General features: G+C 66.4%; 16 protein-coding genes and 1 tRNA gene. 3 read left to right on the forward strand and 14 right to left on the reverse strand.

Going from position 1 to position 16,957, the window contains the following annotated elements:
* Nucleotides 1-42 precede the first annotated feature (42 nt).
* The 7 genes from pth to ABNX08_RS01750 all read right to left on the reverse strand — a co-directional run bounded on the left by pth (nucleotide 43) and on the right by ABNX08_RS01750 (nucleotide 6,278).
* Nucleotides 43-639 carry an aminoacyl-tRNA hydrolase gene (pth, locus tag ABNX08_RS01720; protein ID WP_022533443.1) on the reverse strand — a complete coding sequence of 199 codons (597 nt, stop codon included), beginning with the start codon at nucleotides 637-639 and terminating at the stop codon, nucleotides 43-45.
* A gap of 148 nt (nucleotides 640-787) precedes the next feature.
* Complete coding sequence (locus tag ABNX08_RS01725) at nucleotides 788-1,405, reverse strand: 50S ribosomal protein L25/general stress protein Ctc (protein ID WP_022533444.1); 618 nt, start codon at nucleotides 1,403-1,405, stop codon at nucleotides 788-790.
* A 128-nt stretch (nucleotides 1,406-1,533) separates the two neighbouring features.
* Entirely contained in the window at nucleotides 1,534-2,487 is a 954-nt protein-coding gene (locus ABNX08_RS01730) for a ribose-phosphate pyrophosphokinase (RefSeq protein WP_022533445.1), read from the reverse strand.
* A gap of 94 nt (nucleotides 2,488-2,581) precedes the next feature.
* Nucleotides 2,582-2,658, reverse strand: a tRNA-Gln gene (locus tag ABNX08_RS01735).
* Nucleotides 2,659-2,717: 59 nt separating this feature from the next.
* Nucleotides 2,718-3,596 carry a 4-(cytidine 5'-diphospho)-2-C-methyl-D-erythritol kinase gene (gene ispE / locus ABNX08_RS01740; protein WP_022533446.1) on the reverse strand — a complete coding sequence of 293 codons (879 nt, stop codon included), beginning with the start codon at nucleotides 3,594-3,596 and terminating at the stop codon, nucleotides 2,718-2,720.
* A complete protein-coding gene (lolB, locus tag ABNX08_RS01745; RefSeq protein WP_022533447.1) occupies nucleotides 3,593-4,204 on the reverse strand; it encodes a lipoprotein insertase outer membrane protein LolB in 612 nt (203 codons plus the stop codon). The genes ispE and lolB overlap by 4 nt, the downstream gene beginning before the upstream one ends.
* Nucleotides 4,205-4,298: 94 nt before the next feature.
* Nucleotides 4,299-6,278, reverse strand: coding sequence for a tetratricopeptide repeat protein (locus tag ABNX08_RS01750; RefSeq protein WP_022533448.1), 1,980 nt, complete (start codon nucleotides 6,276-6,278; stop codon nucleotides 4,299-4,301).
* 141 nt (nucleotides 6,279-6,419) lie between these two features.
* On the opposite strand from ABNX08_RS01750, the gene mutM reads away from it, so the two are divergent.
* The 3 genes from mutM to mutY all read left to right on the forward strand — a co-directional run bounded on the left by mutM (nucleotide 6,420) and on the right by mutY (nucleotide 10,809).
* Entirely contained in the window at nucleotides 6,420-7,286 is an 867-nt protein-coding gene (gene mutM / locus ABNX08_RS01755; RefSeq protein WP_022533449.1) for a bifunctional DNA-formamidopyrimidine glycosylase/DNA-(apurinic or apyrimidinic site) lyase, read from the forward strand.
* 269 nt (nucleotides 7,287-7,555) lie between these two features.
* Nucleotides 7,556-9,508 carry a dynamin family protein gene (locus tag ABNX08_RS01760; RefSeq protein ID WP_022533450.1) on the forward strand — a complete coding sequence of 651 codons (1,953 nt, stop codon included), beginning with the start codon at nucleotides 7,556-7,558 and terminating at the stop codon, nucleotides 9,506-9,508.
* A gap of 113 nt (nucleotides 9,509-9,621) precedes the next feature.
* Entirely contained in the window at nucleotides 9,622-10,809 is a 1,188-nt protein-coding gene (mutY, locus tag ABNX08_RS01765; RefSeq protein ID WP_022533451.1) for an A/G-specific adenine glycosylase, read from the forward strand.
* A gap of 19 nt (nucleotides 10,810-10,828) precedes the next feature.
* On the opposite strand, the gene ABNX08_RS01770 is transcribed toward mutY, so the two are convergent.
* From ABNX08_RS01770 to ABNX08_RS01800, 7 genes are all read right to left on the reverse strand, one after another.
* Complete coding sequence (locus ABNX08_RS01770; RefSeq protein WP_022533452.1) at nucleotides 10,829-11,497, reverse strand: LON peptidase substrate-binding domain-containing protein; 669 nt, start codon at nucleotides 11,495-11,497, stop codon at nucleotides 10,829-10,831.
* 97 nt (nucleotides 11,498-11,594) lie between these two features.
* Nucleotides 11,595-12,479 (reverse strand): RNase adapter RapZ, encoded by an 885-nt coding sequence (gene rapZ / locus ABNX08_RS01775; RefSeq protein ID WP_022533453.1) that lies wholly within the window; start codon nucleotides 12,477-12,479, stop codon nucleotides 11,595-11,597.
* A 107-nt stretch (nucleotides 12,480-12,586) separates the two neighbouring features.
* Nucleotides 12,587-12,916, reverse strand: a complete 330-nt coding sequence (locus ABNX08_RS01780; RefSeq protein ID WP_349605442.1) for a PsiF family protein — start codon at nucleotides 12,914-12,916, stop codon at nucleotides 12,587-12,589.
* A 169-nt stretch (nucleotides 12,917-13,085) separates the two neighbouring features.
* A complete protein-coding gene (gene hprK, locus ABNX08_RS01785) occupies nucleotides 13,086-14,057 on the reverse strand; it encodes an HPr(Ser) kinase/phosphatase (protein ID WP_012351664.1) in 972 nt (323 codons plus the stop codon).
* Between the two features lie 80 nt (nucleotides 14,058-14,137).
* The gene (ptsN, locus tag ABNX08_RS01790) at nucleotides 14,138-14,593 is read right to left on the reverse strand and encodes a PTS IIA-like nitrogen regulatory protein PtsN (protein WP_022533455.1); all 456 of its coding nucleotides are present in this window, start codon (nucleotides 14,591-14,593) and stop codon (nucleotides 14,138-14,140) included.
* A gap of 427 nt (nucleotides 14,594-15,020) precedes the next feature.
* A complete protein-coding gene (gene hpf / locus ABNX08_RS01795) occupies nucleotides 15,021-15,371 on the reverse strand; it encodes a ribosome hibernation-promoting factor, HPF/YfiA family (protein ID WP_022533456.1) in 351 nt (116 codons plus the stop codon).
* 48 nt (nucleotides 15,372-15,419) lie between these two features.
* Nucleotides 15,420-16,898 carry an RNA polymerase factor sigma-54 gene (locus ABNX08_RS01800; protein ID WP_022533457.1) on the reverse strand — a complete coding sequence of 493 codons (1,479 nt, stop codon included), beginning with the start codon at nucleotides 16,896-16,898 and terminating at the stop codon, nucleotides 15,420-15,422.
* Nucleotides 16,899-16,957: the final 59 nt, after the last annotated feature.

Below are 16,957 nucleotides of genomic sequence, written 5' to 3' on the forward strand. Positions count from 1 at the left end.
TTTCATGCTGTTGTCGCAGGAGTGTGCCTGCGTGCGCTCCCGTCAGCGCGCGGTATGCAGCTGCGCCATCGCGCGCTCGGCATCGCCGCGCGCGAGCAGCCCCAGCGGGTCGATGCTGCGGTCGATGGCTCCCTCGATCGCTTCCTGCTCCTCACGCCGGGGCGGCTTGAGCACGAAGCTGACCACGTCCTCGCGGCCCGCACCGGCGCCGCCCGGCGCGTTGCGCGGATGGCCCACGCCCAGGCGCAGGCGCCAGTATTCCTGCGTGGTCAGGTGGGCCGAGATGTCCTTGAGCCCGTTGTGGCCGCCCGCGCCGCCGCCGCGCTTGAGTTTCACGGTGCCCGCCGGCAGGTCCATCTCGTCGTGGGCCACGACGATCTCGTCGGGCAGGATCTTGTAGAAGCGCGCCAGCGACACCACGGCCAGCCCGGAGCGGTTCATGAAGGTCGACGGCTTGAGCAGCCAGATATCCTGGTCCCACAACCGCGCACGCGCGGCCAGTCCATGGAAGCGGCCCTCCACGCGCAGCGTGGCGCCGCCCATGCGGGCGAGCTGGTCCACCAGCCAGAAGCCGGCGTTGTGTCGGGTGGCCTCGTACTCCGCACCGGGATTGCCGAGGCCGACGATGAGCTTGATCATGCGTGTTGAACAGGTTGGGTGGCAGCGGCTACTGCGTGCAACAACGGCGTACCGCCTGCAGGCGCCAAGCATACGCCAAAAAAAACCGCCGGCAGGGCCGGCGGCTTTTGGCTGCGTGCGGCCAGGGCCGCCACGGCGCAACGACAGCTTAGGCAGCCGGCGTCTCGCCTTCGCCTTCGGCAGCGCCTTCGGCGGCCGAAGCGGCGCCAGCCGGCAGCGAGATGCTGGCGATGGCGGGATTGTCGTCACCGTGGGTGATGACGGTCAGGCCTGCCGGCAGCTTCAGATCGCTCAGGTGCAGGGTCTGGCCCAGCTCCATGGTGCCGACGTCCACTTCGATGAACTCAGGCAGGTCGGCCGGCAGGCACGACACTTCCAGGTCGTTCACGATGTGGTTGACCAGGCCGTGGCCCAGCTTCACGCCAGGAGCGGTCTCCTGGTTCATGAAGTGCAGGGGCACCTTGACGTGGATCTTGTCGTTGGCCGACACGCGCTGGAAATCGACGTGCAGCACCAGCGGCTTGAATGGGTGCATCTGGAATGCACGCAGCAGGGCCTGTTCCGACTTGCCGGCGACTTCCAGTTCCAGGATCGACGAGTGGAACGCTTCCTTCTTCAGGGCGTGCCACAGCGCGTTGTGATCCAGTTCGATCATCTTCGGTTCGGCGGCGCCGCCGTAGATGATGCCGGGGGTCTTGCCCGAATTGCGCAGGCGGCGGCTCGCACCCGTTCCCTGTACGCTACGCTCGAAAGCGACAACTTTCATGATGACTCCAAAGTAAGAAGGCTGTCCGCGACCAGACAGCCCCGTTGCGGCGCAAAGATAGATATGCGCCGATCAAGCCACGTTGACCGCCAAAATCTGGCAATCAACGTGGTAAACCAAAAATTTTATCAGGATCCCGCGAACAGCGACATGATCGAGTCGCCCTTGACGATGCGGGTGAAGGTCTCGGCCAGCAGCGGGGCGGTCGAGAGTTGACGGATCTTGGTGCACTTGGCGGCTTCCTCGGACAGCGGGATGGTGTCGCACACCACCACTTCGTCCAGTGCCGACTCGGCGATGCGGGCAGCGGCGCCGCCCGACAGCACGGGGTGCGTGCAGTAGGCGAAGACCTTCAGTGCGCCGCGCTCCTTCAGCACCTGGGCAGCCTTGCACAGTGTGCCGCCGGTGTCGATCATGTCGTCCATGATCACGCAGTTGCGGCCGTCGACTTCACCGATGATGTTCATCACCTCGGCCACGTTGGCCTTGGGACGACGCTTGTCGATGATCGCCAGGTCGCAGTTCAGTTCCTTGGCCAGCGCGCGGGCACGGACCACGCCGCCGACGTCCGGCGACACCACCAGCAGGTCGCCGTAGTTCTTCTCGCGCAGGTCGCCCAGCAGTACCGGCGAAGCGTAGATGTTGTCGACGGGGATATCGAAGAAGCCCTGGATCTGGTCGGCGTGCAGGTCCATCGTCAGCACGCGCTCGACACCAGCGACTTCCAGCATGTTGGCCACGACCTTGGCCGAGATCGCCACGCGCGCCGAACGCGGGCGGCGGTCCTGGCGGGCATAGCCGAAGTAGGGCATGGCGGCGGTGATGCTGCGTGCCGAGGCGCGCTTGAGCGCGTCGACCATCACCATCAGTTCCATCAGGTTGTCGTTGGTCGGCGCGCAGGTGGACTGCAGCACGATGACGTGCTTGCCGCGAACATTTTCCTGGATGTCGACCTGGACTTCTCCGTCGGAGAAACGGCCAACGAGCGCCTTGCCCAGCGGAATGCCGAGGTGCTGTACGACAGCCTCCGCGAGTTTGGGGTTGGCGTTGCCGGTAAATACCATCAAGCCTTCGCTGCTCATTCGGGGCACCTGTCTTGCTGCTGGGGGAGCTTGGCGTCACCGGCAAAGCCGGTGACTGATACAGAGGGTCCGTAAGGACACTATAGGAATGTAATGGCAGGGGAAGAAGGATTCGAACCTTCGAATGCCGGAATCAAAATCCGGTGCCTTGACCAACTTGGCGACTCCCCTACACAACCGGGCCGTTCTTCGTGGTACCACACTGCCGTACCGCGCCGAACGATAACTTGCTATGCGAGCGCTGCGAGCGGGTGACGTGCCAGACTGCGCACACACCTGCCATCCCACTCGGGAGGCAACCTTTCCAAAACCTGCTGCGCTGTTGTTGCGTCGGGAAAACGCGCAAACACACAGGCTCCGGAACCGGTCATCCTGGCATGCTGATTGTGTTGCTTCAGCCATGCAAGGGCTCGGGCGACTTCGCCGAACTTCGCTGTTGCTATCGGTTCCAGGTCGTTGCGACCGAAATCGAATTTGTTTGTGCGAGCAGCGAAGACCGCAATTATGGAGAGCGGCGTATCCCTTGTCAAGCAGCTGTCCGAAAAAATTTCAGCGGTCGGCACGTGTTGTTTCGGGTGGATGACGACGAACCAACTGTCGGGCAAATCGACCGGCGTCAGTTGCTCGCCAACGCCTTCGGCAAACGCGTTATGCCCGAGCACGAACACAGGCACGTCGGCCCCCAGCGTCAGGCCGATGCGCATCAATTCGGCACGCGAAAAGCCGAGGCCCCACAGGTGGTTCAGCGCCAGCAGCGTGGTGGCCGCGTCGGACGATCCGCCGCCGATGCCGCCGCCCATGGGCAGCACCTTGTCGATGGCGATGTCGGCGCCGAAGGCGGTGCCGCTGGCCGCCTGCAAGGCGCGCGCGGCGCGCACTGCCAGGTCGGTGTCGGCCGGCACGCCGGGCACATCGGTGACACGCGCGATGACGCCGTCATCGCGCCTGCGGAAATGCAGCGTGTCGGACCAGTCGACCAGCTGGAACACGGTCTGCAGCGTGTGGTAGCCGTCAGGGCGGCGGCCGGTGACATGCAGGAACAGGTTGAGCTTGGCCGGCGCCGGGCAGTCGCGCAGCTCGGGCGGGGGCAGGGCAGCGGTTCGGGTCATGGCGTTCGCGGATCGATCACCAGGCGTACCGACAGCGGATTGGCGGCGGAATCGCGCGCCAGGTCGATACGGCGCGGCACCGGGCGGGCAGCCGCATCGGGCGCAGAGGTGTCCTGCCACGCGACATAGCGCACGGTCCAGCCGTTCTGCGCGAGCGTTGCGAGGCGTCCCTGCTCGTCGCGCGTGGTGCGCGCGGGCGAGCCCTGCGCGGCGCGGCCATGCAGCCAGTCGCGCATGCCTGCCACCGGCAGCGCGAAGCCGAGCGCCTCTTCCATCAGCGTGTCGACCTCGGGCGCATTGCGCGGCGGCTGGTTGGGCAGGTCGAGCGTGGCGCCCGATGGCGTGGCGGTCACCACGGCCAGCGTCTGGCCAAGCGGGGAGACCAGGTCCAGGCGCACGTTACGGCCCTGCTCCTCCCAGCGGAAGCTGCCCTGCACGCCTTCGTCGCGCCCGTAGCGCACGTAGTTGGCGGAGAAGCGGCCAGTGTATTGCTGGCTCGCGGCGGTTCCATCGGCATCGAAATTGCGCGACGGCGCCACGCTGGCGCAAGCCTGCAGCAGCAGGGGGGCGCCAAGGCAAAGCAGTGCCAGGCGTCGGGTTCGGTTCATGGGCATTGTCGGGAAGCGGCGGCGCGCTGCGGCAGCCGCCGGCGGACATGAGTCCGGCGCCGCGGGCCTCCAGCGAGGCCGCGGTGCGCGGAGGTTACTTGGACGTCTGTACGTTGACCTTGTAGCGGCGCAGCGTGTCGATCAGGGTCTCGTTCTCCGGATCGATGCGCACGGCCTCGGTCCAGGTCTTGCGCGCTTCGTCGTGCTCGCCGAGCTGCCACAGCACCTCGCCCAGGTGCGCGCCGATCTCGGCTTCGGGCGCCTTGGCGTAGGCGTTGCGCAGCAGGTCCGCCGCGGGGCGCAGGTCGCCCATGCGGAATTTGACCCAGGCCAGGCTGTCCATGATGTACGGATCGTCCGGGCCCAGTTCGGAGGCGCGCTCCAGCAGCTTGAGCGCCTCGGGCAGCCGCTCGTTGCGGTCGGCCAGCGAGTAGCCCAGCGCGTTGTAGCCTTGCTTCTGCTCGGGCAGCAGCGCGATGACCTTGCGCAGGCCTCTTTCCATGCTGTCGTAGCGCTTCTGGCGCTCGTCCAGCATGGCCAGCTCGTAGATCCAGTCGGCGTTCTCGGGCTCGGCCGTGATGCGTTCGTCCAGCACCTTGCGGGCGCGGTCGTAGGCCTTGGTCTCCATCAGCGTGGCGACCTCGGCCTGACGGATGGCGGTCATGCGCTGCGAGCGCTGGCCTGGATCGGGGATGTCCTCGGCGTCGGAAAGCATATCGCCGAAAAGCGCCTGCGCGTCGTCGAGCTTGCCCATGCGTGCCAGCAGCTGCGCACGCTTGGCGGTCGCCGCGGGTGCCAGCCGGATGTCCTCGATGCGGTCCAGCCACTGGATCGCGCCGGCATAGTCCTTCCGTTCCTCAGCGATCTGCGCCAGGTACTGGTAAGCAATGTCGGGATTGGCGGTGGGCTGCTTCTGGACCAGCTGCAGGTATTCCTTCAGGTACTGCTCGGCCTCGGTGTAGTTCCTGGCCTGCAGGCTGGTCAGACCCAGCGCCAGCGGCACGCGCGGGTCTGCCGGTGCCACCTTGCGCAGCGTCTCGAACTCTTGCCGGGCCGCCTGCATGTCATTGCGCAGCAGGTACAGCCGCGCCAGCGTGATATGGCCGTTGACCGAGTCGGGAGACTTGTCGAGGAAGCGCTTGAGGATGGCGACGGCTTCGTCGGGCTCCTTCTCGGCGCGCAGCTCGGCGGCCATCAGTGCCGCGGCTTCATAGCCGGGCCGCAGCTTCAGCGCCTGGTCCAGCGCGGCAAGCGAGCCCGGCACGTCGCCGGCGACTTCCTTGGCGCGCGCCAGCGCGAGTTGGGTCTCGGGCAGACGCGTATCGTTCCTGGTCAGCTCCTGCAGCAGCGTAGCGGCGCCGGCGGGATCGCTGGTGCGCGACAGCTGCTGCTGCAGTTGCAGGATGGCATCGCCGCGATGGGTGGCCGGCACCGAAGCCAGTTGCTGCTGCAGCAGCGGCCGGGCATCGTCCCAGCGACCGTTGAGTACCAGCAGCGTCGACAGCACCTGGGTGGCGGCGGGCGAGTTCGGCGAGATCTCGCGCCACAGCCGCGCAGCGTCCAGCGCCTGCTGCGGGACGCGCGCGTTGAAGGCGATCTCGGTGGCGCGCTGCGCGAAGCGCGGGTCGCGTGTCTGCCGCGCCAGTTCCAGGTAGGTGCGGTAAGCCGGGCCGACCAGGCCGCGCTGCATGGAAATCTCGGCGGCGAGCACCATATAGACGATGTCGTCGGTCAGCTCGACCGACGGCAGCGCACTGCGTGCCGCCTTGGCGGCCGCGGCGCGGTCGCCCTCGGCGGCGGCCAGCTGCAGCCTGGGCAGCGGGGCCTCGGCGGGCGGTGCGGCATGGGCCGCTCCCGCGGCCACGGCGAGCAGTGCCGAGGCGGCCAGCGCACCCACATGGCGGCGGTGACTTTGCCGGAACACGGCGAGTGCGCTAGCGGCCCGCGCTGTGCGGGAAACGGCGCCTATGGCTGCGGCCAGTGGATTACCCGCGGCGTGCCTGGCGTGCCCGACGTGCTCAGTGAGGGGATGCGACGTGGTGTCCGGCATCTGGTCCGGAATAAGGTCCGACATGTATTGAGTGCTCCGGCGCACGCTGGCGAAGGATTGGATAAGGGCATTGTAGCCTGCCGCTACAATGCGCTGCTCGGCGCCCGCGGGCTTGCGCACGCAGGGCCGGCAGGAGTTTGGAGCGGTAACAAACGGAGAGGTTCGATGCCTGAATTGCCCGAGGTCGAGGTGACCCGGCGCGGCCTGCTGCCGCATGTGGTGGGCCGGCGCATCGCCGCGGTGACGGTACGCCACCGGGGCCTGCGCTGGCCGGTCGATCCGGAGCTGGAAAGCCGTCTGGCGCAGCGCGTGGTACGCCGGATCGAGCGCCGCGGCAAGTACCTGCTGCTCGAATGCGTCAGCGCCGATGGGGAGGCAGCCACCGGCTGGCTGCTGGTGCATCTGGGCATGACCGGCACGCTGCGGGTGCTGCCCGATGCGCCGCCGCCCGGCACGCACGATCACCTGGACCTGCTGCTCACGGCCGAACCTGGCGCCGGGCCTGGCCCGGTGGTGCTGCGCTTTCGCGATCCGCGCCGCTTCGGCGCGATCTTGTGGACCACGCTGCCCGAGGCCGAACTGCAGCAACACCCGCTGCTGCGCACGCTCGGCATCGAGCCCTTCGATGCCGCCTTCGACGGCGCCTGGCTGCACCGCCACACGCGCGGGCGCAGTGCCGCAATCAAGACCGTGCTGCTGGCGGGCGGCATCGTGGTGGGCGTGGGCAACATCTATGCATCGGAAAGCCTGTTCCGCGCCGGCATCCGCCCGACCACGCCGGCCGGGCGCCTCAGCCGCGCGCGCTGCGACCGCCTGGCGCAGGCCGTGCGCGAAACGCTGGCGCAGGCGATCGAGCGCGGCGGCAGCACGCTGCGCGACTTTGTCGGCAGCGACGGCGCCAGCGGCTACTTCCAGCTCGATTGTTTTGTCTATGACCGCGCCGGGCAGCCGTGCCGGGTCTGTAGCACGCCGGTGCGCCAGATCGTGCAGGGCCAGCGCTCGACTTTCTACTGCCCGAACTGCCAGCACTGAGCTGCTGCGACATGCGCTGTGTGGCGCACAATGCGCGCCGCTGCGGATTGTCGATGGGTCGGCGCAACACTCCTCGTCCGCGGAACCCACAAGGGGCGTGAATTCCACAAAACCGCCGTGGAAACCTGTATCGTGTGCGCAGTCATAAAAAGTTACAAAAATGGCCCAACCGTCTGAAAGATTCGCGGCGGCGGCCGGCATTGCGTGAACACGGGCACGCCACCCGGTGGCCAGCCCCGAGGTAGAAACCGAGTCAGCCAAACAGCTCCATGACAACGCTCGCCCACCAATTCGAACAATACGGCGCCTGGAGAACGGGGGTCCTCCAGTCACTGGCCGAATTCCAATCCTGGCTGCAGCAGCACGACCTGTACGACGCACAGGCCGATGACCGCGTGCAGCGCATCCAGAACGTACTGCGCGGCGACCGCCTCAAGGTCGCCTTTATTGCCGAGTTCTCGCGCGGCAAGAGCGAGCTGATCAACGCCATCTTCTTTGCCGACTACGGGCGCCGCATCCTGCCGTCGTCGGCTGGGCGCACCACCATGTGCCCGACCGAGCTGCGCTATGACGAGGCCGAGCCGCCGTGCATCCGCCTGCTGCCGATCGAAACGCGCCTGCAGGAAGCCTCGACCGCGGACTTTCTCGAGGCCGGCACCTCGGCCGCGCACTGGCATTCTGTGCCGCTCGACCCGTCTTCGCCCGAAGGTATGCTGGAAGCCTTCCAGCACGTGGTGCAGACCGTGCGCGTGCCGCCGCAGCAGGCCGAGGCGCTTGGCCTGTACCACGAGAACGATCCCGACGCCGCCTACGCGGTCGATGCCGAAGGCATGGTCGAGATCTCGCGCTGGCGCCACGCCGTCATCAATTTCCCGCACCCGCTGCTGCGCCAGGGCCTGGTGATCCTCGACACGCCCGGGCTGAACGCGATCGGCACCGAGCCCGAACTGACGCTGCGGCTGATCCCGGACGCGCACGTAGTGGTGTTCGTGCTGGCGGCGGACGCCGGCGTCACCAAGAGCGACCTGGAGCTGTGGCGCAGCCATGTCGGCGCCGGCCACCGGCGCGGCTGCCTGGCGGTGCTCAACAAGATCGACGGGCTGTGGGACCCGCTGCGCCAGCCGGCCGAGATCGCGCAGGAGATCGCGCGGCAGGTCTCCACCACCGGGAAGGTGCTGGGCATCGAGCAGTCACGCATTTATCCGGTATCCGCGCAGAAGGGCCTGGTGGCCAAGGTCACGCACGACGACGCGCTGCTCGCGCGCAGCGGCCTGCCCGAGTTCGAGCATGTGTTGTCCAACCAGTTGATCCCGCGCCGGCGCGAGATCGTCTCGGACCAGGCGCACCGGCTGGTGCAGGACATGGCGCGCGCCGCGCAGCAACTGCTGCAGAGCCGTCGCCGCGACATCGTCGAGCAGTTGTTCGAGCTGCGCGGCCTGCGCGGCAAGAACCACGCGATGGTCAAGCACATGCTGATGCGCGTGCAGGGCGAGAAGGAAGAGTTCGAGCAGAGCATCAGCAAGTTCCAGGCGCTACGGCTGGTGTTCGGGCGCCACAGCGCCGACATCATCAAGAGCCTGCAGCTGCGCGACGTGCGCCACACCATGCGCACCGCGCGCGAGCAGATGAAGGAGCGCTTCTTCTCGCGCGGCCTGCGCGAGGACATGGACGCGCTGTTCGCGCAACTGACCGCGCTGGTGACCGATGCCGACAACAAGATCGGCCAGCTGCATCAGCTGATCGAAAGCATGTACCGGCGCTTCAATGCCGAGCACGGCTTCACGTTGCCCGCGCCGATGCAGTTCACCGCCGAGCGCTACATTGCCGAGCTGCAGGAAACGCTGCGGCTGGTGCATGCGCATTTCGGCACGGTCAGCATGCTGACCCGCTCGCGGCCGCAGCTGGTGCAGAACGCGTTCAGCACCATGGCCAGCCGCGTGCTGGAGAACTTCCGCGACCTCAATCGCGATATCGAGGTGTGGCTCAAGTCGGTAATGACGCCGCTGGAAGCGCAGGTGCGCGAGCACCAGAAGCAGCTGCGCCGCCGTGTCGATTCGATCGAGCGCATCCACGAAGCCACCGACACGCTGGAAAGCCGCATCGCCCAGCTCGAGGAAGTGCTCAACGGCCTGGACGAACGCAGCGGGCATATCGAGAACTTCGCGCAGCGGTTGCTGCGGCCGACAGCCAATCCCGCCGGGGTGGACCTGGCAGTGGCCTAGCGCGGGGCACCGTCGCCGGGCGGTATATCATGTGGCGCCGCGCGTAGCGGCGCCATTTTTATTTGGTGCGCCCGCGACCGCAGCGCCCCCACGTTCTACACCAGTCTCACCCGATGCCCCGCAAGCCCGCCCCCCGTGCCGCTCCAGCCGTTCCCGCCGTGCCTGACGACATCCACGTCCCCCCCGATTTCGGCGCGCGCGTGGTCGACTGGCAGCGCGTGCATGGCCGGCACGACCTGCCGTGGCAGAACACGCGCGACCCATACCGCATCTGGCTGTCGGAGATCATGCTGCAGCAGACGCAGGTCAGCGCGGTGATCGACTACTTCCAGCGCTTTATCTTGCAGTTGCCCACGGTACAGGCGCTGGCCGCGGCGCCGGCCGACCAGGTGATGGCGTTGTGGGCGGGGCTGGGCTACTACTCGCGTGCGCGCAACCTGCACCGGTGCGCGATGCAGGTGGTCAGCGAACATGGTGGCGAGTTCCCGACCGACCCGGCGGTGCTGGCGACGCTGCCCGGCATCGGCCGCTCCACCGCCGCGGCGATCGCCGCGTTCAGCGCCGGCGTGCGCTCGCCGATCCTGGACGGCAACGTCAAGCGTGTGTTCGCGCGCTTCTTCGGCATCCACGGGCATCCGGGCGAACGCGCGGTGGAAGCGCGCATGTGGCAGCTGGCCGAGGCGGCGCTGCCGGCCCCGGGTCCGCGCCAGGCCGAGGACATGATCGCCTACACGCAGGGCCTGATGGACCTGGGTGCAACCGTATGCTCGCGTGGCAAGCCTGCATGCCTGGCCAATGCGGGTGCGTGCCCGCTGTCCACCGATTGCGTGGCGCGCCGCGACGGCCTCACCGCCGTGCTGCCCACGCCCAAGCCGCGCGCAGCCATCCCCGAGCGCAGCACCGTGATGCTGCTGGTGCGGCGCGAGCGTGAAGTGCTGCTGCGCCTGCGCCCGGACAGTGGCGTGTGGGGCGGCCTGTGGAGCCTGCCGGAGATGCCGGTCGACGCCGTGCCGTTCGATGCCGAAGCCGCGGAAGAGGCGGCGCTCGACTATGCGCGCGCCTTCGGCAAGCCGACGCGTGCCGCGCTGACCGGCGAGCTGACCCACGTGTTCACGCATTTCCGCCTGCTGATCCGTGCCATCCGGGTCGATGTCAGCACCGACCCCGGCAACCTGATGGTGCGGGACAGCGCCGCGGAAGCCGCGCAACGCTGGATTTCGCTCGATGATCTCGATGCGCTGGGCACGCCCGCGCCGGTGCGCAGGCTGCTGGAAGACCAGGCGCGCGGCGGGCTGTTTTGATTGATGTGGGGAACTGCGCCTAGACCATGTGGTTCTGGCGCATATACCGGTGCACGATCTCGATGCGCATGCCCGCATCGGGCAGTGCCATCAGCATCTGCTTGGCCTTGAGCGGCACCGGCAGCAGTTCGCACAGCCGGTTGGCGACCCAGCTCGGGTCGTCCCACAGGTAGGGCTCGTCAAAGGGCAGGCGGTCGGGCTGCTCGGCATGCAGCCGGGTCACGATGCGCCGCAGCGCGTCCAGGCATTCACCCAGCAGCTCCAGCTTGCAGTCGATGATGTCGGCGGGCAGCACTTCGGCGCGCGCCACCAGCAGGCCGTCGTCGCGCGTCTCGTGGCTGATGATGCGGAAGCGTTCGCGGCCGCGCGCGCGGATCAGCAGCACGCCCAGTTGCTCCATATTGCAATCGACGATGTCGGCGAGGCAGCCGATCGGCTCGGGCACGGTGGCCTGGTCGGGGCGCGCCACTTCTTCCCCGCTTTCGATCAGGCATACGCCAAAGGGCGTGCTGTCGCGCAGGCAGTTGCGCACCATGTCGACATAGCGCGCCTCGAACACGCGCAACGGCAGCCGTCCACCGGGAAACAGCACGGTGTGCAAGGGGAACAGCGGCAGGTTGTCGAGCGTCTGCGTTGGGTCGTCGGACCCTGCGGACGCGGTATGACGGTAGAGATCGGTCGAAGACATGCGGTGCCAGCTTGCGTAGGGGACGCTGTTCGGGCAGCAATGGCGCGCCGCCAGGCAAACGCTGCGCGCCACCGCCCGCAGGCAGGCACGATTCGCGTCAGCCCGCCGGCGCGAGCTCTCGGTGTCTCACCAGCACATTACCATGCGCCCGGAAATAGTTGGCGAGCCTTTCCGCAATATAGACCGAGCGATGCTGGCCGCCGGTGCAGCCGATCGCCACGGTCAGGTAGCTGCGGTTGTCAGCAATGAAACTCGGCAGCCACTTTTCGACATAGGCGCGGATATCCTCGGCCATCGCCAGCACCATCGGCTGCCCCTGCAGGAAGTCGATTACCGGCTTGTCGCGGCCCGTCAGCGGGCGCAGCGCCAGGTCGTAGTAGGGGTTGGGCAGCGAGCGCACGTCGAACACCATGTCGGCGTCGCTGGGCACACCGTGCTTGAAGCCGAAGGACTCGAACAGCAGCGTCAGCCGTTCGCTGTCGTCGCGGATCAGCTCCTTGATCCAGCTGCGCAGCGTATTGGTGCGCACATTGCTGGTGTCGATCCGGTGCGCGGCCTCGGCCAGCGGGCTCAGCAGCTCGCGCTCCATTTCGATCGCTTCCATCAGCGCGGTGTCGTTGAGGGCGGGCTCGCCGCCCGGGCCGGGCGTGCCTTCGGTGCGGATCGACAGCGGATGGCGGCGGCGCGTCTCGGAGTAGCGTTGCACCAGCGCGTCGGTGCTCGCCGTCAGGAACACCACCTCGACCTGGTGCTCGGGCGCGAGCGCGCGCACGGTGTCGGGCAGCTCGTCGAGCGATTCGCGGCTGCGGATGTCGGTGGCCACCCCCAGGTGCGTATAGCCCTGGCTGGCGAGATAGCGGGTCAGTTCCGGGATGAACTGCGCCGGCAGGTTGTCGACGCAGTAATAGCCTGCATCTTCGAGGACGTTCAGGGCGACGGACTTGCCGGAACCGGAAATGCCGGTGATGAGAATGATGCGCATAGCATGTGAAGCATAGCATCAGGTGATGGCCGCGTCATGACAGTCGCCGCAAGCAAAAATGGCGAGCCTCGCGGTTCGCCATTCATTGTGTGTCAGCTGGACATTGGTCAGGCCGACTTGGACAGGCATTCCTTCATGTACGCCTTGTATTCGTCGCCCTTCTTGCCCTTGCCCTCCTTGCTGCAGGCCGCCATCTTTTCCTGCTGGGTCTTGGGCACGGCCGACTTGTTGGCCGACAGGCATTCCTTCATGAACGCCTTGCGCTCGTCGCCCTTCTTGTCGCCGGCCTGGGTGTTGCAGGCCTTCATCTTTTCCTGCTGCGCGGTCGGGGCCTTGGCTTCCTTGGCGGGAGCGGCCGGTGCCGACGCCGTCTGGGCAAAGGCCACGGACGCCATCAGCGGGGTCACCAGCGCGCACATCGCGATCAGTTTTTTCATGCTTGCTCTCCTGGCTGTGGAAAACATCATGGCCGCGCGGGTATGGGGGCTCGTGGCGGCCTGTGGATGGGCTCGATGCCCATTACAGCACAAAACGTAGGACGTCCCAAGCACGTTGACGGCAGCGCCTGCCGCCGTTGTAAGCAATTGAAAGCGCAGTGCGGAAGGGTCAGAGCAGCCGGCCCTGGCCGCGCGAAACCGCGTCGGCCTGCATCGCCGCGCGCTGGCGGTCCATGAAGTCGCGCAGCGTGTCGATGCCGCGCAGGCGCAGGATGGTGTTGCGCACCGCGGCCTCGACCAGCACGGCAAGGTTGCGGCCGGCCGCAACCTGGATCTTGACCATATGGATCGGCAGGCCGAGCACGTCGAGGTATTGCGAATCGAGCGGCAGACGCTCGAATTCGCCGTCGTTGCGCCGCACCAGCTGCACCACCAGCTTGATCTTCATCTTCCGCCGCACCGCGGTCTCGCCGAAGATGGTCTTGATATCGAGCAGGCCCAGGCCGCGCACTTCCAGCAGGTTCTGCAGCAGCGGCGGGCAGCGCCCCTCGATGAAGTCCGGCCCCAGGCGCACGAAGTCGACCGCATCGTCGGCCACCAGCCCGTGGCCGCGCGAGATCAGTTCCAGCCCGAGCTCGCTCTTGCCCAGGCCCGATTCACCCATGATCAGCACGCCCATGCCGAGGATGTCGAGGAACACCCCGTGCATGGTCACGCGCGGCGCGGAAATGCGCGACAGGTACAGGCGCAGGTGGTCGATCACCGCGGCCGACGACACCGGCGTGGTGAACAGCGGCGTGGACGAGCGCGTGCAGCGCAGTTCCAGGTCGGGCGGCGGCTCCATGCCGTCGGCGATCACCAGGAAGGGCGGCTCGAGCAGGATCAGCTCGCCCATCTGGCGCTTGCGGGTCTCGTCGTCCAGGCGCTGGTAGTAGGTGATCTCGGGCTTGCCGAGCACCTGGATGCGGTTGGGGTGGATCAGGTTCAGGTGACCCACCAGGTCCGCGGCGGAGGTGGCCTCGCGGGCGAATTCCACGTCGAAGGCGCGATCCGCCCCTTCCAGGCCGGCCACCCACGAGAGTTTGAGGTCGGCTGCGTTGTCGTCGAAGATCGACTGGGAGGTGACGCCGGTGAGTTCCATGCGGTATGACTGGTGAGGCGGTGTGCGAAGCGTCTTGCGCCTGCCCGGTCTGGTGCCGGCCCGCTCTGGGGATCAGTGGATCAGGGGTGCCATGCAATCAGCAACTGGTGCACGGCATCGGGCGTGGGCAGGGTTGCCAGCCCTTCGCGCATGTCCCGGTCCGACAGCAGTTGCGCGATTTCAGAAAGGATTTCCAGGTGCTGCTGCGTGGCCTGCTCGGGCACCAGCAGGAAGATCAGCAGCGACACCGGCTTGCCGTCCGGCGACTCGAACGGGATCGGCTCGGCCAGCCGCATGAAGGCGGCCAGCGGCTGCTTCAGGCCCTTGATGCGGCCATGCGGGATCGCCACGCCGGCGCCCAGGCCGGTGGAGCCCAGCGATTCGCGCGCGAACAGGTTGTCCGTCACAGTAGCGCGCGCCACGCCATGGTTGTTCTCGAAGAGGAGCCCGGCCTGCTCGAACACACGCTTCTTGCTGGTGACGCTTACATCGAGGTTGATGTTGCCGGGTGGCAGCAATTTGGCCAAACGATTCATGGGCGATGCGCAGGATTTCAGTTAGCGGGGCGGATCAGCCGTTCCGGCCGGGCAGTGGGCTGCTGCGGGCGGCTGCAAAGTCACTCGACGCCGGGCCGTCAGCCGCCCGCGGGCGTCCGGCCATTATAGAGCAGCGGCTTCCTCCCCATTGTGCAGCGCAGCGCCGGATTCGGGTGCAAAACGACACAAGGTCACGCACCGGGTTGGATGCAAAAAATGCCCGCCTGCCATGTATGGCGCAGCATACACCTTGCCGCCGTCGTTGCGAACACCCTCGCCCAATCGGGTGGTACTAGTTTGCACCGCCGCCACAGCCAGGGCGCTTTATGCTCATTTTCTGGCGCCAGGGCGCAAAAAAGCCGCGTTTGAGCGCGGCTTGCCTGTCTAGTCTCGGATTCGACGGCTCGCTGGGAGCCGCCGGGCACGGTCATTGCTGCATTTGCGCTGCGGCCATCTGATATTTGACCGCCTCGCGGTCGTGGCTTTGCACGCGGTCCTTGTAGCGGATCACCTGACGGTCGAGCTTGTCGACGAGCGCGTCGATTGCCGCATACAGGTCTTCGTGATGCGCTTCAACAAAGATGTCCTTGCCCCTGAGATGTAGATTGATTTCCGCGTACTGGCGCCGGTCCTTTTCTTTGTGATTATCGACAGAGAGCAGCACGCTAACGCCAATGACTTGATCGAAATGCCTGACGATTCGCTCCAGCTTCGTTTCCACGTACTCACGCAATGCCGGCGTGATGTCAAGGTGGTGTCCACTGATCTTGAAGTTCATAGCGCTTCTCCTTCTGAAAGAGCCTCACCAGGCAGGCGGTGGGCTCGGCTACAAAGACTTGCGGAGATTGACTGCGGGGATTTTCAGGGCTTCGCGATACTTGGCAACGGTGCGGCGTGCGACAACGAAGCCTTGTTCGCCCAGCAGTTCGGCAATGCGACTGTCGGAAAGGGGATTCCTCGGGTCTTCGGCTCCTATCAGTTGCTTGATCAAGGCGCGGATGGCCGTTGATGAAGCCGCGCCACCGGTTTCGGTGGACACGTGGCTGCCGAAGAAGTACTTCAATTCGAAAGTACCCATCGGCGTTGCCATGTATTTATTGGTCGTCACCCGGGAGATGGTTGACTCGTGTAAACCCAGTGTATCGGCAATCTCCCTCAAAACCAAGGGGCGCATGGCGATTTCGCCGTGGGTGAAAAAGTTCTTTTGACGCTCGACAATGGCCTGTGAGACACGCAGGATGGTGTCGAACCGTTGCTGGATGTTCTTGATCAGCCACCGCGCTTCCTGCAGCTTCTGCTGCAGGCCGGCCGTGCCCGACTCGCCCTTGGCGCCGCGCAGGATCTGCGCGTACATATCGTTGATGCGCAGCCGCGGCATCACATCCGGGTTGAGTTGCGCGGTCCAGCCGCCGCCGCTCTTGCGCACGAATACATCGGGCACCACGAAATCGGCTTCCGGGCGGCTGTAGGCATGGCCGGGATAGGGCGCGAGCGAGCGGATCAGTTCATGCGCCGCCTTCAGCGCCGCTTCGTCCACCTGCAGCGCCTTCTTCAGCCGCGTGTAGTCGCGCACTGCCAGCAGTTCCAGGTGGTTGGTGACGATGACCAGCGCCAGGTCGCGCTGCGGGTGCTTCAGGCGCCGCAATTGCAGCGCGAGGCACTCGGCGGCATTGCGCGCGCCCACGCCGGGCGGATCGAAGCTCTGCAGCAGCGTCAGGATCGCGTGGACTTCCTCGATCTCGAATTCGAGTTCTTCCGGCAGCTCGGTGCAGATTTCCTCGAGCGACGCGCTCAGGTAGCCGTCGTCGTCCAGCGATTCGATCAGGAAGATCGCCAGGCCCTTGTCGCGCGTCGAGATCTTCAGCGGCGCGAGCTGCTCCATCAGGTATTCGCGCAGCGTCGGCTCGGCGTCGCGCAGCTGCATCGGCGTCTTTTCGTCATCGTCGCCTTGCGGCCGGCGGGCGAAGTCGTCAAGGCTCCAGTCGCTGCCATAGTCGTCGCCGCTGCTGCTGTCGCCGTAGCTGTCATCGTCGCCCGCGGCGTCGGTGCGCGCGTCACCGTTTCCTTGCGGCTCGGCCGGCGCGGGTGCGGGCGCGCTCTGCAGGTTGACCGAGCCGTCGGCGGCCACGCGCAGCGGGCTTTCGATCCAGTCGTTCTCACGTTCGAGCAGGGGGTTTTCCGTCAGCGCCTGTTCGACTTCCTGCTGCAGTTCCAGCGTTGAAAGCTGCAGCAGCCGGATCGACTGCTGCAGTTGCGGCGTGAGTGCCAGGTGCTGGGAGAGGCGGAGCTGTAGCGACGGTTTCATGCGACCTATTTTATGCGCATCTTTCCGTTGTTGGAACGGAAATTGCTATCGCTGATGCG

Origin of the sequence: Cupriavidus sp. DF5525 (assembly GCF_040149425.2) — a bacterium.
In the GTDB taxonomy this organism is placed as follows: Bacteria; Pseudomonadota; Gammaproteobacteria; order Burkholderiales; family Burkholderiaceae; genus Cupriavidus; species Cupriavidus pickettii_A.

Coding starts and splice junctions, on each gene's coding strand:
- pth (WP_022533443.1), bottom strand. CDS start 639: ATGATCAAGCTCATCGTCGGCCTCGGCAATCCCGGTGCGGAGTACGAG.
- ABNX08_RS01725 (WP_022533444.1), bottom strand. CDS start 1,405: ATGAAAGTTGTCGCTTTCGAGCGTAGCGTACAGGGAACGGGTGCGAGC.
- ABNX08_RS01730 (WP_022533445.1), bottom strand. CDS start 2,487: ATGAGCAGCGAAGGCTTGATGGTATTTACCGGCAACGCCAACCCCAAA.
- ispE (WP_022533446.1), bottom strand. CDS start 3,596: ATGACCCGAACCGCTGCCCTGCCCCCGCCCGAGCTGCGCGACTGCCCG.
- lolB (WP_022533447.1), bottom strand. CDS start 4,204: ATGAACCGAACCCGACGCCTGGCACTGCTTTGCCTTGGCGCCCCCCTG.
- ABNX08_RS01750 (WP_022533448.1), bottom strand. CDS start 6,278: ATGTCGGACCTTATTCCGGACCAGATGCCGGACACCACGTCGCATCCC.
- mutM (WP_022533449.1), top strand. CDS start 6,420: ATGCCTGAATTGCCCGAGGTCGAGGTGACCCGGCGCGGCCTGCTGCCG.
- ABNX08_RS01760 (WP_022533450.1), top strand. CDS start 7,556: ATGACAACGCTCGCCCACCAATTCGAACAATACGGCGCCTGGAGAACG.
- mutY (WP_022533451.1), top strand. CDS start 9,622: ATGCCCCGCAAGCCCGCCCCCCGTGCCGCTCCAGCCGTTCCCGCCGTG.
- ABNX08_RS01770 (WP_022533452.1), bottom strand. CDS start 11,497: ATGTCTTCGACCGATCTCTACCGTCATACCGCGTCCGCAGGGTCCGAC.
- rapZ (WP_022533453.1), bottom strand. CDS start 12,479: ATGCGCATCATTCTCATCACCGGCATTTCCGGTTCCGGCAAGTCCGTC.
- ABNX08_RS01780 (WP_349605442.1), bottom strand. CDS start 12,916: ATGAAAAAACTGATCGCGATGTGCGCGCTGGTGACCCCGCTGATGGCG.
- hprK (WP_012351664.1), bottom strand. CDS start 14,057: ATGGAACTCACCGGCGTCACCTCCCAGTCGATCTTCGACGACAACGCA.
- ptsN (WP_022533455.1), bottom strand. CDS start 14,593: ATGAATCGTTTGGCCAAATTGCTGCCACCCGGCAACATCAACCTCGAT.
- hpf (WP_022533456.1), bottom strand. CDS start 15,371: ATGAACTTCAAGATCAGTGGACACCACCTTGACATCACGCCGGCATTG.
- ABNX08_RS01800 (WP_022533457.1), bottom strand. CDS start 16,898: ATGAAACCGTCGCTACAGCTCCGCCTCTCCCAGCACCTGGCACTCACG.